We start from the raw sequence: 14,633 nt of genomic DNA on the forward strand, positions 1-14,633 counted from the left end.
GTGCGACCGAGGAGGTGTCGACCGATGGCTGTCATTGCGATGAGCGCTGCCCGCATCCAGATCATCAAGTCCACCTCCGTGGCCACCGGCTGACGACCTCTCACCTCGCCGGGGCCGCCCTTCGAAGGGCCCTCCCTTGACTTCCAGCTCCGCTGCTTCCGTTTTCTCCGCGCTCGCCCCCTACGGCTGGGACGAGGCATGGGCGGACGAGTTCGCCCCCTACGACACCGAAGGACTGCTGCCCGGCCGGGTGGTCCGGGTCGACCGCGGTCAGTGCGACGTGGTCACCGCCGGCGGGGTCGTTCGGGCCGACACCGCGTTCGTCACCCCGCACGACCCGATGCGCGTCGTGTGCACCGGCGACTGGGTCGCCGTCGAACCGGGCGGCAACCCCCGCTACGTCCGCACGTGTCTGCCGCGCCGTACCGCCTTCGTGCGCTCCACCTCCTCCAAGCGGTCCGAGGGGCAGATCCTCGCCGCCAACGTCGACCACGCGATCGTCGCCGTGTCGCTCGCCGCCGAGCTCGACCTCGGGCGCGTCGAGCGCTTCCTGGCCCTGGCCTGGGAGTCCGGCGCGCAACCGCTCGTCGTGCTCACCAAGGCCGACCTCGTGCCGGACCCGGCCACGCGCGCGCACCTGGTGCGGGACGTCGAGCTGTCGGCGCCGGGCGTGCCGGTGGCGGCGACCAGCGCCGTGGACGGGGACGGGCTCGACGTCCTGGTCGCGACCGTCTCCGGCGGTACGTCGGTGCTGCTCGGCCAGTCGGGCGCGGGCAAGTCGACGCTCGCCAACGCGCTCCTCGGCACCGAGGTGATGGAGGTGCGGGCCATCCGCGACGCCGACGGCAAGGGACGCCACACGACGACCACCCGCAACCTGCTCGCCCTGCCGGGCGGGGGCGTCCTCATCGACACGCCCGGCCTGCGCGGTGTCGGCCTGTGGGACGCCGAGAGCGGCGTCGGGCAGGTCTTCGCCGAGATCGAGGACCTGGCGCGGCGGTGCCGCTTCCACGACTGCGCCCACGCCGGCGAGCCGGACTGTGCCGTGCTGGCCGCCGTCGACTCCGGTGACCTGCCGGTCCGCCGCCTGGAGAGCTACCGCAAGCTGATGCGGGAGAACCAGTGGATCGTCGCGAAGACCGACGCGCGGGTCCGTGCGGAGCTGCGGCGGGACTGGAAGCGGAAGGGGGCGGAGGGAAGGGCGGCGATGGACCTCAAGCGCGGCCGCCGGCGCTGAGCGCGCCGCCGCAGGCACCACGGCTGACCGTCTGCCGTCTGCTGTCTGCTGTCTGCCGTCTGCTGTCTGCCGGCTGACGATTGCGGCGCCGTCTGCCGCTTGCCGTCTGCCGGTTGCGGTGCCGTCGTCGCCGGCCGCGAGGCTCGCCCCGCCCGCGCGGGCGTGTCCCGCCGTCGTGTCCGATTCCCGCGAGCAGGGCCGCCGTGGACCGCGGAGACTGGGAGGCGTGATGGACGACGACACACGCTACGAAGCCGTCCGCAGCCGGGACGCGCGTTTCGACGGTGAGTTCTTCTTCGCCGTCGGGACGACCGGGATCTACTGCCGGCCCAGCTGCCCGGCGGTGACGCCCAAGCGGCGCAACGTGCGGTTCTTCGCGACGGCCGCCGCCGCGCAGGGCTCGGGGTTCCGGGCCTGCCGGCGGTGCCGGCCGGACGCCGTGCCGGGTTCGGCCGAGTGGAACGTGCGCGCGGACGTGGTGGGGCGGGCCATGCGGCTGATCGGGGACGGCGTCGTCGACCGCGAGGGCGTCGCCGGGCTCGCGGCCCGGCTCGGCTACAGCGCCCGGCAGGTGCAGCGGCAGCTGACCGCCGAACTGGGCGCCGGGCCGGTCGCGCTCGCCCGGGCCCAGCGCGCGCACACCGCGCGCGTGCTGGTGCAGACGACGCGGCTGCCGATCACACAGATCGCGTTCGCCTCCGGGTTCGCCAGCGTGCGGCAGTTCAACGACACCATCCGGCAGGTGTACGCGGCGACGCCGACCCAGCTGCGCGCCACCGCACCGGACGGCGGCCGGGGCGGCCGCCGGGCCACCGAGGGCGCCGGGATCCCGCTGCGGCTCGCGTACCGGGGGCCGTACCGGTCCGACGCCGTCTTCGACCTGCTGGCGGACGAGGCCGTGCCGGGCGTCGAGGAGATGAGCGGGGAGCGCGGGCGGCGGACGTACCGCCGTACGCTCCGGCTGCCGCACGGCACCGGCATCGCCGCCGTCGACGAGCGGACGGGCGGTGCGGGGCCGGCGTCCGGGGCCCATCCCGGAGGCTGGCTGGACGCCCGGCTGCACCTCACCGACCCCCGCGATCTGACCACCGCCGTCGGGCGGCTGCGGCGGTTGTTCGACCTCGACGCCGACCCCTACGCCGTCGACGAGCGGCTCGGCGCCCACGACCGGCTCGCGCCCCTGGTCGCCGCCCGGCCGGGGCTGCGGTCGCCGGGCGCCGCGGACCCCGAGGAGCTGGCGGTGCGCGCGGTGGCGGGCAGGGCGCGGGCCGAACGGCTGGTGCGGCGCTACGGCAAGGCGCTCGACTCGCCCTCCGGCAGCCTCACCCACCTCTTCCCGGAACCGGCCGTCCTCGCCGGGGCCGAACCCCACGGTGCGCTCGGCGCGCTCACCACCGCCCTCGCCGACGGCGCCGTACGCCTCGATCCCGGCGCCGACCGCCAGGAGGCGGAGGCGGCCCTGCTGGCCCTGCCCGGCCTGGACGCCGGCACGGTCGCCGTCATCCGCACCCGCGCCCTCGGCGACCCCGACGTCGCCCCGCCCGGCCCGGACGTTCCCGGCAGCTGGCGGCCCTGGCGCTCGTACGCCCTGCGGCACCTGCGCGCTGCGGGTGAGCCGGGCCGGCCGTGACGGCTCCCGCCCGCGGTCCCGGGACCCGGCCGGTCAGTCCTCCAGACCCCAGCTGTGGATCCGCCGCGGATGGACGCGGATCACCTCCTCACTGAAGTGCGGGCCCAACTCGTGCGGCCCGGTGAGGAGTTCGGCCTCGCCGCGGATGTCGACGCCGCGCACCTTCCAGGGGCGCACGCTGACGACGTCGTCGACCACGAGGGCCACCTTCGGGTTCCGCCGGAGGTTGCGCCACTTCTTGGTGCGGCCCATCGCCACGCCGCCGATCAGGATGGTGCCGTCGTCCTGCGGGAAGAAGCCGACCGGGTTCGCCTGCGGCTGTCCCTGCGGGTCGACGGTGGCCAGCCGCCCCAGCCGCTGCGACTTCAGATACGCGCTCTCGGCCTCACTGAATGCGGTCATGCCCGACAGCCAAACACGCCGGCCCGGCTCGCACATCGGGTTCTCGTCCTACGCCGTCGGTCCTACGCCGCCCCCGTCGGCGCCCCGTCGGTCCCGGGCCACCCAGCCGCGTTCGTAGGCGTGCCAGCCCAGCTGGAGCCGGGTCGTCACGCCCGTCAGCTCCATCAGCCGCTTCACCCGGCGCTGTACGGTCCTGAGGCCCAGGTCGAGCTGTTTCGCCACGCTCGCGTCCGTCAGGCCGGCCAGCAGCAGGGACAGCACCTCCAGGTCCGTGGCGTCGGGGGCGTCCGGCTGCCGCTCGGTGATCCCGTCCGCTCCCAGCCGCAGCGGCAGCGCGTCCCGCCACACCGACTCGAACAGCCCGGACAGCAGCTCCAGCAGCCCGCTCTCGTGCACGACCAGGGCGGCGGGCTCCGCCGAGTGCGTGGTCAGCGGCACCAGGGCGAGCGTGCGGTCGGCCACCACCAGCTTGGTCGGCACCCGGTCCACCATCCGCACCTGCTCGTCGCGGCCGAGCGCGGCGGTCAGCTCGGTGATGCCGTCCGGCAGGTCGAGCACCGAGCGCTCGACCACCACCCGGTAGCGGACCCCGCGCCCGGCCGCCTGCTCCTCCGCCTCGTTGTCCGCGCCGGTGACGACGGCCGGGGCGCCGGTGACCAGGGCGCACACCTCCTCGTCCGCCCCGAGCTGCAGCTGGAGGAAGCGCCGGGCAACCGCCGCCGCGCCGGTCACCACCTCCACCAGGTCGTGCACGGCGGGTTCGGGCGCCGCCGCCCGGTACTCCTCCGCGAGTACCGCCACCGCCAGCTCCGCCTGCTCCAGCTCGTGCCGCTGCTGGGTCAGCAGCGCGCCCAGCGCGACCGCGGGCGGCGCCGCCACCCAGCGCCCCGGCCGTGCCGGCGACTGCGCGACCAGCCCGTGCCGCTCCAGCCGGCGCAGCGCGCGCTCGGCGTCCCGTTCGCCGAGGACCAGCCGCCGCGCGAGATCGGGTACGTCCGCGGCGCCCACGGACACCAGCGCCCGGTACGCCGACTCGTGCCTCTCGTCCAGCCCCAGCACGCCCAGCATCGGCCTCTCGCCCCTCCCCGGAGTTCCGCGCGGTGGGCGCCGTGGCGGAAAACGGCCACGGCGCAAACCCGCCTCGGCACATCATCGCCGTAGCACCCGGCCCTCTGCCAGGGTGTGGGCACGCACCGTTTGATCAGCACTTGTGCACGGCGGAGGGGCACGCCCGCGACGCACGGCCGGTCGCCCGGGAGGCCGCCCGCGCCCGGGTCCGGCCGACCGGCGCCCTGGCGCGATCCGGGCATCCGGAAAGGCGCCCGGGGCACCCGGAGACGTGATCCCGGCACCCAGAAACGTGATCCGGGCCCGAGACGTGCCGTCGGCGCAGCGCCGGCACGAAGGGGATTCGGGCCCGGATCACCCCCGCGTCGCCGGGCGGTTCTCCCGTGGGGGGTGGAACCGCCCGGCGGCCTTGACGCACCGACGTTCGACGATTCACCCGACACGCCGTTCGAGCTGGAGAGGCGCGCCGTTCGAGGCGGACCGCCGTGCCCGATTTACCCGATGCCCCGTTTCCACCAGGCCCGGTCGGTGGACAATTAGGGGCATGAGCCAGCAGGGGGGAAGTCCCACCGGTCACGAGGACGACTGGTGGGGACAGCTGTACGACGAGGCCACCGAGGACACCGGGCCCGCACCGGCGCCCGACACCCTCGACGACCGGTTCGCCTCGGCCGCGGGAGCCGTGGGCGGGCCCGGTCACGAGGGCTCCGAGGCGCCCCAGGCACCGCCGCGCGCCGGGATCGCCCCGCAACGGCAGCCCTCGGAGCCGCCGTCCGCGCCCGCAGGCCCGTCGGCGCCCGCCGGGGGCCGCACCTCCACGGAGGAACCCGCCACGACGGCCCCCGCCCCCACTGCGACCCCGGCGCACACCGGTGGCGCCGGGGCGGACCCGTCCCGGGACCCCGCGCCCGACGGGCGGGCCGCCCGCACCGCCACCCGCCTGGACGTTCCCGCCCTCCCGCCGGCCCAGGTCGACTACGTCGGTTCCGGCCCGCCCACCTACGACGCCGAGCCCACCGCGCTGCCGCCCGCCGACCCGGACGACCTCGACGACCTGGTCGCGGACACAGTGCTGGACGGCGCCCGCTACGGCGCCTGCACGCTGCGTGCCGTCTCCGTCCGCGGCGACTCCGCGCGCTACCGGGGCGAGCCGCGCCGCGACTCCCTCCTCACCGCCCGCTTCGGTGCCGGCGAACAGGCCCTGGTCCTGGTGGCCATGGCCACCGGTGCCCGCGCCACACCGGGTGCCCACCGCGCGGCCGCCGAGGCCTGCCACTGGATCGGCCGGGCCGTCGGCCGCAGCCACGCGCGGCTGGCGGAGGACATCGGCGCCGGGCGGCGCGGCGACCTGAAGTCGGGCCTGCACCGCCTCACCGACCGCAGCCTCGGCAAGCTCCGCGCGAGCGCCGCCGAACAGGGCATCGACCCGGAGGAGTACGCCGCCTCCCTGCGGTGCCTGCTGCTGCCCGCCGACCCGCGGTGCCGTATCCGTGTCTTCTTCGGCGTGGGCACCGGTGGACTGTTCCGGCTGCGTGACGGCGACTGGCAGGACATCGAGCCGCGGGTCGGCGAGGTCGCCGGCGAACCCGTCGTCGGCTTCGGCTCGCTGCCGGCCGAGACCCCCGACGGCGACCGGCTCACCATGGACCTCGGGATCCCCACACCTCCGAGCCCCTACGAGACCGCCCCCGAACCGCCTCGGGAGCCCTTCCGCTTCCGTGCCTCCGTCGCCCGCACGGGTGACGCGCTGCTGATGTGCACCGGGGGACTCGCCGAGCCCCTGCGCGGCGAACCCGACCTGTGCCGCCACCTGGCGACCCGGTGGTCCGGGGCCAGCCCGCCCGGTCTCGCCTCGTTCCTCTCCGACGCCCAGGTCAGGGTCAAGGGGTACGCGGACGACCGTACGGCCGCGGCGGTGTGGGAGGCGTGAGGGCCGGGCCCGTGCCGTGAGGGAACCCGGAGGGATCCGGTGGACGAAGGCCCGGGGACCGAAGGCCCGGAGAGCCAAGGCTGGCGACCGAAGGCCCGGAGACCGAAGGCCGGTGACGGTCATGGCCCGGCAGAACGTCGCCGAGCGGTGTGCAGCATCTCCGGGGGCCCGGCGAGGCGCGTCAGGGACGAGCGGATTCCGGCCAGTTTCGGGAGCCGGGGAAGACGGCGGTGCGGCCGAAGGAGTCCGGCGGCCGACTGCCTCCGGTCCGCACGCCGGGTTCTTCGGCGAAAGAGCGCTCCGCGCGCACGATCTGCCGCGCGAGCACCTCACCGCCGGGCATGTTGGCGTCCGTGTCGCCCCACAGCGGGCCGCCGGGCGCCCAGGTGCCGTCCGGCTCCGCATGCCTGACCGGCCCCCCGTGTGTGGCTGGTTCCCCCTCACCCGGGCGTCCCGCCGCGCCTGCGAGCCGCCGGGTCCGTCGTCCGAGAACACCCGCACGTCCAGCACCGGCCGTCCCACGCCTTCACCGGATACGGCGAGGTCGGCAGAGCGGAACCGGTGGACGGGCCGAGCCCCGGTGGTCAGTACGTCCGGCGGGCGCGTAGCCGCGAAGCCGTGCGGCACGGCCGGATCGGGGGCCGCCTCCACAAGCAGATGCACCGGCCCGTCCCCGCCGGCCGGGGAACCGGCGGCGGCTGCCGGTCGCGGGGGTGGACGGCCTTCAGCCGCACGTCCGCGGCGTCCTGGCGGAGGCACTCTGCCCGGCGACCGGGGGGCGTCGAGAGGGGACTCGGCGTCGACGCCGGGGAGACCGGGGCCGGTCACCGCCGCCACGCGGTGGCCCGCCCGCTCCCCGGGCACCCGTGGGAAAGCCCTGGTCGACGCGGTGGTTCCATCCGCCCGGCCCCGGCGCGCCGGGCGGATGCCGGGCGCACGGGACCAGGGGCACGCGCTCCGCGCACCGGTCGGGCCGCGGGAAGCGTCCCCGGGCGCGTTCCAGGCGCGCGGGTACCAGGGTCCGGTTGGCGTGCGGTGGCTCCTCCGGCGCCCGGACGGCGCGGCCCGGGACGGCACCCACCCGGCCGGAATCCTCGCATCCGTGGCCGGGCGCCCGGCCGTTGAGGATTCGACATGACTGGGGCGTGCTCAGAGGGGCAAGCATCCCCCGTGAACGTGTTCGACACGGAGGGGACCGACATCGGCACGCGGGCGGGGGTCATGAAGAGGCAGGCGCGAGGGGGCGGTCCCATGGCGATCGGGGCCTTCTCGGCGAAGACGGCGCAGGCACGGGCGGACGACGGCGCGGGGCAGGCGCGGCCGTCCCAGCTGCGGCGGAGACTCGGACGGGCGGACCTGAAGGCGGTGCCGGAGGCTCGCAGGGCACTGCGCGAGCTGCTGCGGCAGTGGGGCAGGCCCGGCCGGTCGGAGGTGGCGGAGCTGCTGACCAGTGAACTCGTCACCAACGCACTCATCCACACCGACACCGACGCGGTCCTGACGGCCACGGTCTCCTCCCGCGGACTGCGGGTCGAGGTACGGGACTTCGTGGCCCGCAGACCCAGGCTGCGCGTCACGAACACCGACGACGGCACACACGGCAGGGGTCTGCTGCTGGTGCAGTCCCTCGCCGACGCCTGGGGGGTCCGCGCGCACGGGGTGGGCAAGGTGGTGTGGTTCGAACTGGACGCCGGTGCCCTCTAGGCGTGTTGCCTGCGAGCTCAGGAACGCGGCGAACCGGCTCACGGCAACGGGAAGGGGGCGCGGCCCGCGGGCCGCGCCCCCTTTTCCCGGATGCCGCTTCTAGCCGAACTGCTGCTCGAGGTCCTTGAGCTTGCGCTCGAGGGAGTCAAGGCGTGGCAGGGCCATTGTGTCGTCCTCCGCGGTGAGGTCGACGGTCACCGATTCAGAACCGCCTTTGCGGACGGGCTGCAGCGACGGGCGTGAGCGTACGGGCAGCGGCTCCGGGGCCGGTATGGCGGGCTCCGCGGAGGCTGAGGCGCGCTCCAGGGCCTGCGGCTCGACCTGACGGCCGCCGCCGCGGCCGATCAGCCCGCGGTGACCCCGGCTGATGGCCTTGAGCTGGGCCCGCTCCAGGCGGTCCTGCTCGCGCCGGCGCAGCCGGTTCGCCTCCTTCTGCCGCTTGTCCTCGCGCACCTCGTCGACGGCCTCGTCCAGGCTGCGCACGCCCTCCAGGAGCATGAGCGACCAGGCCTTGTAGGTCTCGCGGGGAGCCCGCAGCCAGCGGACGATACGGATCTGCGGCAGCGGACGCGGCACCAGACCCTGCTCGCGCAGGGCGGCCCGGCGGGTCTGCTTCAGCGCGCGGTCGAACAGGACGGCCGCGGACAGGGACATGCCGGAGAAGAACTGCGGCGCGCCCGCGTGGTCGATGCCCCGGGGCGCGTGGACCCAGTTGAACCAGGCCGCGGCGCCCGCGAACGTCCACACCAGTATCCGGGAGCCGAGGGCCGCGTCGCCGTGGCTGGCCTCACGCACCGCGAGCACGGAGCAGAACATGGCCGCACCGTCCAGGCCGAACGGCACGAGGTACTCCCAGCCGTCGGTGAGGCCGAGGTTCTGTTCGCCGAAGCCGACCAGTCCGTGGAAGGAGAGCGCGGCGGCGACCGCCGCGCAGCAGAACAACAGGACGTAGGAGGCGGTGCCGTATATGGCCTCCTTGCGCCTGCGGCGCTCCTCGCTGCGCTCCCACGAGTCTTCCGTCTTCGCGTGCTCCCCGGACCGCTTGCTGCGTGCGAGCACCGCCACCGCCGCCAGCATGCCCAGGAGCAGTACGGCGCCCGGAAGCAGCCAGTTCAGCGATATGTCGGTCAGTCTCATCTGGGGTCCCTTGCATTGGGATAGGGCGTAACGCCCGCCATAGTGGCCCAATCCCACCGGCCCTCAGGGGGTTTCGGGGCAAGAGGCCGCCAAGGAAGTGCAAGGGGATGCCCATGGCAGCGTTCTGCTCGAACTGCCGCTTGAGGGGCGGGAGTTGAGTTCGAATAAGACTACCCGTACGGGTGGTTCCACGGAAAGTTCCTGCGACAAGTGAGGAAGTTGTGAATTGCCGGTGACCGGGTGGGCGCCTCGTCGTGTGGCTGATCCTACGCGACGGCCGGGGCCCGCCGCGCCTGAGGGTGCCTCAACTCGTGGCCGCGGCCAGCAGCTTGGCCACCCGCTCCGCGTCACCGGTGCGCGGGCAGGTGGCGCACGTGTCCTGGGGGCGCACGGTGTAGAACATGCAACAACTCGCCCGGTCCCGGGTGGGCAGGACCTCGCCGTCCGGCCCGGTGAGCTCCCGGAAGGCGGCGGACCCGGCGTACGGCTCGGTGGCGCCGGGCAGCAGCGCCTCCAGCTCGCGCCTCGCCCGCCGCTCCTCGCCGAGCAGATGGGTGACGTACCAGAGGCCCTCCACGATCTCGTCGGTCGCCATGCCCCACAGGGCCCGTCCGCGCCGCCGCGTCCGCGGCCCGAACCCGGCGAGGACGGGTGCGAGGTGCTCGGCGACCGCCGCCCGCACCTCCGCCCGCAGCGCCTCCTCGCCGGCGACCACGCGCGCCCCCGGCAGGGCGGCCGCCGGGTCGCCGGGCAGGCAGGCGAAGCCGGCCGGGCGCACGGCCATCCGGCCGACGGAGAGGCCGGGGGCCGTGCGGTCGTGGGCGACGTGCGTCACGGGGAGGCGGGGCACCCGGCGCAGCAGGAACCACGGCAGGGTGATCAGCAGGCAGGCGGGCCAGGCGTACCGGTGCAGGCCGAAGCTCGCCACGACGTCCGGGCGGGCCCGGGTTCCGTGGTCGCGCAGCACCTGTGCGTCGTCCCGCTCCAGGAAGGCGTCGAGCGCGGCCCCGCCCGCGGCGAGCGCGTCGGCGCCGACCCATCCGCCGGTCCGGGGCATCGGCTCGTCCGTGCCGAGCTGTGTGATCTCCAGGCCCGGAAAGGCCGCGGTCAGCCGGGTGTACGCGGCCGTGAGCGCCGTGGGGGGCACGGGTGGGTGCGCGGGCATGCGGGACCGCCGATCCGAGATCATCTGTAGGTAAGGCTTACCTTACTCGAGATGGTCGAGGTTTGAACTGACGGCTTGTGCGCCTATGGTGCTTGACGGGCGGGTAACAACCCGCCGTAATGGCCCCAAGTACCGATACGTCCGATGGAGGACCCGTGAGGCAGAGCACGCACGGCTCGGCGGAGACGGGGACCCCTCGAAGAGCGGTGACGGGAACTCCCCGGGGATGGGCGGCGGCCACGCCGCGGGTGCCGCAGCAGCCCGCCGCGGCGGACGCCGACCGGGAGCGGCGGGAGTCTCCCCGCGCGCGCGAGGCCGAGCGCGGGGGAGCCGCCGCCGGTGCCACGCGCGGCGAGCACACGCACAGTGAGCCGCCGATCCCCCGGCCCCGGCCGGTGCGGCGCGCCTCGGTGCGCGGCCAGATCCTCGACGCGCTGCGCACGGCGCTGGTCGCGGGCGAGCTGGCACCGGGCGAGGTGTACTCGGCGCCGGCACTGGGGGAGCGGTTCGGGGTCTCCGCGACGCCCGTGCGCGAGGCGATGCAGCAGCTGGCGCTCGAAGGCGCGGTGGAGGTCGTCCCCAACCGCGGCTTCCGGGTCACCGAGCGCGGCAGCCGCGAACTGGCCGAACTGGCCGAGGTCCGGGCGCTGATCGAGGTCCCGGTGGTGCTGCGGCTGGCCCGCACGGTCCCGGTCGAGCGGTGGGCGCAGCTGCGCCCGCTGGCCGAGGCGACGGTCCGCGCCGCGTCCTCCGGCTGCCGCGCCACCTACGCCGAGTCGGACCGCGCCTTCCACCGCGGCCTGCTCTCCCTCTCCGGCAACGAACAGCTCGTCCAGATCGCCGACGACCTCCACCGCCGCGCCCAGTGGCCCCTCGTCGGCCCCCCGGCGTCCCGCGGCCGGACCGAGCTCCTGGCGGACGCGGCCGGACACGCGGCGCTGCTGGACGCGTTGATCGCGCGGGACCTCGAGCTGGTGCGGGCCCTGGTGGGGGAGCACTTCACCGGATCACCGTGACCGTCTGACGGCCGCCATCGGCGAAACCCCCGGCGTCGTCCGCCCACCGCCCGGCCAGTCCGCCGTCTCGGGCAGGGCCCCGGGGTCGTCCGCCCCCCGCCCGGCCACTTCGCCGTCTCGGGCAGGGCCCCGGCGTCGTCCGCCCCCCGCCCGGCCACTTCGCCGTCTCGGGCAGGGCCCCGGCGTCGTCCGCCCACCGCCCGGACCCTCGCGAACCGCAGGACCTCCTGCGACGTTCCGCCCCTGCGGCCCCTGCGGCCCCTGCGGCCCCTGCGGCCCCTGCGGCCCCTGCGGCCCCTGCGGCCCCTGCGGCCCCTGCCGCCCGACCGCACACCCGGACCACCGTGCGCGCCGAGACCACCGTGCACACCCGGACCACCGCGCGCACCGAGACCCGGGCCACCCTCGCCGACGTCGGCCGAGGCGTCCCCGCCGGTGTCGGCCGGGGCTCCGGTTGCCCTGTTTCCCGGTCGCGCTGTCGCCCGTCCGCCCGCGCCCGGTCCGGTCCGGCCCGCCGGGCAGGTGCCGGGCCGTCAGGCTGTCGCCGCTCCGGGGGGCGGTGGGGCCAGGTGGCGTGCCAGCCAGGTCGGTACGCCGCCGAGCAGCCGGAACAGCCGGCGCGCCTCCTCCCGCAGCCGGGACGCCTCCGGCTCCGCCTCCGTGTCGGCCAGGGAGACCAGCGCGGGGGCCGTGCCCACCAGGTAGCCCAGCTCCTCGCGGATGCGCAGCGATTCGGCGAAGCCGTGCCGGGCCTCGGCCAGCTCGCCCTCGCGCAGCGCGAGTCCGGCGAGGTGGCGCCAGGTGAAGGACAGCAGGAGCGGGTCGGAGTGGGCCGTCGCGCCCGCGTGCGCCCGCCGGAACGCCGCCCGGGCGGCCTGCGGCGACCCGGTGAGGTTCTCCGCGAGCAGCCCCCGCCGGAAGTCCAGCACGGCCCGGCCGGCCGCGCCCGGAGCGATCAGCGCGGCCGCCCGTCCCAGCGCCGCCCGCGCCTCGTCGGCCCGGTCGCGCACGCCGTGCAGGGTCGCCGCGTACGCGAGCTGCCCGCGTTCACAGGCGGCCGCGCCCCGCTCGTCGTCGGTGTGGGCCAGCGCCTCGGCCGTGCGCAGCGCGTCCTCGGCCTCCTCCCAGCCCTGCTCGGTGTAGAGACACCGCTCGACCAGCAGCGCGGTCCGCTGCAGCGCCGCGTCGGCGGTACCGGGTCGGAGCAGGGCGGCCGCGTCGGCCCAGCAGGCCCGTGAGCGCAGCCGCCACACCGCGGTCTGGAGGGGATCGTCACCAGCGGTCGTTCCGTAACCAGACATGGCGGTCTGCGCCACGTTGCCCTCCCCGAGCGCGCCATCGAGCTATGAGTGGTGGCGGCATCTCAGCACGAATTCCGTGGCCCGGCCAAGGGGGCGGGTGAAGGATTTCACAAAGTCGTGGGACGGTGACGGCATCCGGTGCCGTCCGGTGCGGGGCCCGTGGCACCTCAGCTCATCCGCAACGCCAGGAAGAAATCGAGCTTGTCCTCCAGGCGCGAGAGGTCACGGCTCGTCAACTGCTCGATCCGCCCGACCCGGTAGCGCAGCGTGTTGACGTGCAGGTGCAGCCGGGCCGCGCAGCGCGTCCAGGAGCCGTCGCAGTCGAGGAAGGCCTCCAGGGTGGGGATCAGCTCGGCCCGGTGGCGGCGGTCGTAGTCGCGCAGCGGATCCAGCAGCCGGGCGGTGAAGGCGCGGCGGACGTCGTCCGGCACGAACGGCAGCAGCAGCACGTGCGAGGCCAGTTCCTGGTGGCCCGCCGCGCACACCCGCCCGGGCCGCGCCGCCGCCACCCGCCGCGCGTGCCGCGCCTCCTCCAGCGCGCCGCGCAGCCCCTCCGCCGAGTGCACGGCGGCGCTGACGCCCAGCGTGACCTGCCCGTCGTCGTCCAGGCCCGCCGAGAGCGGATCGCGTACGGACTCCAGCAGCGTGTCGGCGAGGATCTCCGGCTCGGCACCGCCGTGCTCGGCCGAGACGGCGGGCAGCGGTACGAGCGCGACGGCCTCGTCGCCGGTGTGGGCCACGGCGATGCGGTCGGAGGGTTCGGGACCCGTGGCGAGCGGGTCGACCAGGATCTCCTCCAGGAGGGACTGCGCGGCCGGACCGGCCTCGATGTCCGAGTCCTGCCACTCCACCCGGGCCACGACCACCTGCCAGTGCGGGGCGGTCCCCAGACCGGGCAGCAGCACCGGCGCGGCCACCCGCAGCCGGGCGGCGATCTCGGCGGGCGCCGCACCCGTCTGCACCAGCTCCAGGACCTCCTGCGCCAGCCGTCTGCGCACCGTGCGCGCCGCGTCCCGGCGGTCCCGCTCGACCGAGATCAGCTGCGTGACCCCCTGGAGCAGGTCCAGCCGCGCCGCGGGCCAGTCCCCGGCGTCCGCCTCGACGGCGAGCAGCCAGTCGGACAGCACCGTCGCGCGCACGTCCCGCGCGCCCTGCGCCGAGCGTCCCGCCTCGGCCCCCGGGCGGTGCCCCGAGGAACGGATCGGGAAGAGGCTGTACGTCGTCGGGCCGAGCGTCACCCGGTGCGGCCCGCGCCGGCCCGTGCGGGCGGCGGCGAGGTGCTCCGCGGCCAGCCTGGCGCGGAGCTCGGCGGGCATCGCGGGCCCGGCGGCCTTCGGCCCCGCGATGAGCCGCCCGGTGGGGGAGAGCACCCAGGCCCGCAGGTCCAGGTCGGAGCCGAGCAGGTCGAGGACGACGTCCGGGCCGCCGCCCGCAGGACCCGAGGTCATCATCCGCCGGTGCCGGTCCACGACGGCCGCGAGATCCCCGGCGCGCTCGCCGGACACCTGCCGTACGACGTGCTCGGTGATCGTCGCGAAGGCCACGGACTCGTGCACCGCGAACAGCGGGAGCCGGTGCCGGAGGCAGGCCGCGACCAGGTCGTCGGGGACGGCCCCCAGCTCCGCCTCACCCGCCGCCAGCGCGGCCACGCCGGCCTGCGCCAGGATCCGTACGAACGGCTCGGAGTCGTCGGCGTCGCGGCGCCAGGCCAGCCCCGTGAGGACCAGCTCGCCGCCCGAGAGGTAGCGGCTGGGGTCCCTCAGGTCCGTCGTCATCACCCCGCGCACGGCGCGGTCGAGCTCGTCCTCGCCGCCGAGCAGCCGCAGGCCCAGCGCGTCGGTGTCCAGCAGTGCGCGCAGCCGCATTCTCGTCGCCGCCGTTCTGTGTCTCGAAATCTACGATGAGTGGTCAGGAGGGCCGGTGGCAGGGCCCCGGCGACCGCCGCGCGCGGCGCGTCCTTCGATGGCCAGGCTGTTTCCTGCGTTTCTACAGGAGAACGGGGAGGTTGCTGATGACCTCCGTTCATACGAATCTACAAGATGC

Annotated in this window: 11 protein-coding genes and 1 pseudogene; 5 read left to right on the forward strand and 7 right to left on the reverse strand. The window is 75.6% G+C overall.

Translation table 11 applies throughout. The annotated features are described in order from the left end of the window. The first annotated feature begins 136 nt into the window (after positions 1–136). A complete protein-coding gene (gene rsgA, locus ACJ9NR_RS30380; protein WP_412491536.1) occupies positions 137–1,237 on the forward strand; it encodes a ribosome small subunit-dependent GTPase A in 1,101 nt (366 codons plus the stop codon). 229 nt (positions 1,238–1,466) lie between these two features. Further along, positions 1,467–2,867: a DNA-3-methyladenine glycosylase 2 family protein gene (locus ACJ9NR_RS30385; protein WP_412491535.1), complete on the forward strand. Its 1,401-nt coding sequence runs from the start codon at positions 1,467–1,469 to the stop codon at positions 2,865–2,867. Between the two features lie 33 nt (positions 2,868–2,900). Here the strand turns inward: ACJ9NR_RS30385 and ACJ9NR_RS30390 are convergent, their stop codons facing one another. Beyond that, positions 2,901–3,269, reverse strand: coding sequence for a PPOX class F420-dependent oxidoreductase (locus ACJ9NR_RS30390; RefSeq protein WP_412491534.1), 369 nt, complete (start codon positions 3,267–3,269; stop codon positions 2,901–2,903). Positions 3,270–3,317: 48 nt separating this feature from the next. Next, complete coding sequence (locus ACJ9NR_RS30395; protein WP_412491533.1) at positions 3,318–4,337, reverse strand: helix-turn-helix domain-containing protein; 1,020 nt, start codon at positions 4,335–4,337, stop codon at positions 3,318–3,320. Positions 4,338–4,881: 544 nt separating this feature from the next. Here ACJ9NR_RS30395 and ACJ9NR_RS30400 point away from each other — a divergent pair. After that, positions 4,882–6,267, forward strand: a complete 1,386-nt coding sequence (locus ACJ9NR_RS30400) for a protein phosphatase 2C domain-containing protein (RefSeq protein ID WP_412491532.1) — start codon at positions 4,882–4,884, stop codon at positions 6,265–6,267. A 181-nt stretch (positions 6,268–6,448) separates the two neighbouring features. On the opposite strand, the pseudogene ACJ9NR_RS30405 reads toward ACJ9NR_RS30400, so the two are convergent. Beyond that, positions 6,449–6,652, reverse strand: a pseudogene (locus ACJ9NR_RS30405) (glycoside hydrolase family 38 N-terminal domain-containing protein); the annotation flags it as partial. An 866-nt stretch (positions 6,653–7,518) separates the two neighbouring features. Here ACJ9NR_RS30405 and ACJ9NR_RS30410 point away from each other — a divergent pair. After that, entirely contained in the window at positions 7,519–7,971 is a 453-nt protein-coding gene (locus tag ACJ9NR_RS30410) for an ATP-binding protein (protein WP_412491531.1), read from the forward strand. Positions 7,972–8,070: 99 nt separating this feature from the next. Here the strand turns inward: ACJ9NR_RS30410 and ACJ9NR_RS30415 are convergent, their stop codons facing one another. Both ACJ9NR_RS30415 and ACJ9NR_RS30420 read right to left on the reverse strand, forming a co-directional pair. After that, complete coding sequence (locus ACJ9NR_RS30415) at positions 8,071–9,108, reverse strand: DUF2637 domain-containing protein (RefSeq protein ID WP_412491530.1); 1,038 nt, start codon at positions 9,106–9,108, stop codon at positions 8,071–8,073. A gap of 304 nt (positions 9,109–9,412) precedes the next feature. Next, the gene (locus ACJ9NR_RS30420; RefSeq protein ID WP_412491529.1) at positions 9,413–10,273 is read right to left on the reverse strand and encodes a (2Fe-2S)-binding protein; all 861 of its coding nucleotides are present in this window, start codon (positions 10,271–10,273) and stop codon (positions 9,413–9,415) included. 155 nt (positions 10,274–10,428) lie between these two features. Between ACJ9NR_RS30420 and ACJ9NR_RS30425 the strand changes: the two genes are divergently transcribed. Next, a complete protein-coding gene (locus tag ACJ9NR_RS30425; RefSeq protein WP_412491528.1) occupies positions 10,429–11,289 on the forward strand; it encodes a GntR family transcriptional regulator in 861 nt (286 codons plus the stop codon). Between the two features lie 533 nt (positions 11,290–11,822). Here the strand turns inward: ACJ9NR_RS30425 and ACJ9NR_RS30430 are convergent. Both ACJ9NR_RS30430 and ACJ9NR_RS30435 read right to left on the reverse strand, forming a co-directional pair. Then, positions 11,823–12,590 (reverse strand): hypothetical protein, encoded by a 768-nt coding sequence (locus tag ACJ9NR_RS30430; protein WP_412491878.1) that lies wholly within the window; start codon positions 12,588–12,590, stop codon positions 11,823–11,825. 167 nt (positions 12,591–12,757) lie between these two features. Further along, on the reverse strand, positions 12,758–14,455 hold the full coding sequence (locus ACJ9NR_RS30435) for a PucR family transcriptional regulator (RefSeq protein WP_412491527.1): 1,698 nt from the start codon (positions 14,453–14,455) through the stop codon (positions 12,758–12,760). Positions 14,456–14,633: the final 178 nt, after the last annotated feature.

It is taken from the genome of Streptomyces sediminimaris (assembly GCF_047049295.1).
Classification (GTDB): domain Bacteria; phylum Actinomycetota; class Actinomycetes; order Streptomycetales; family Streptomycetaceae; genus Streptomyces; species Streptomyces sediminimaris.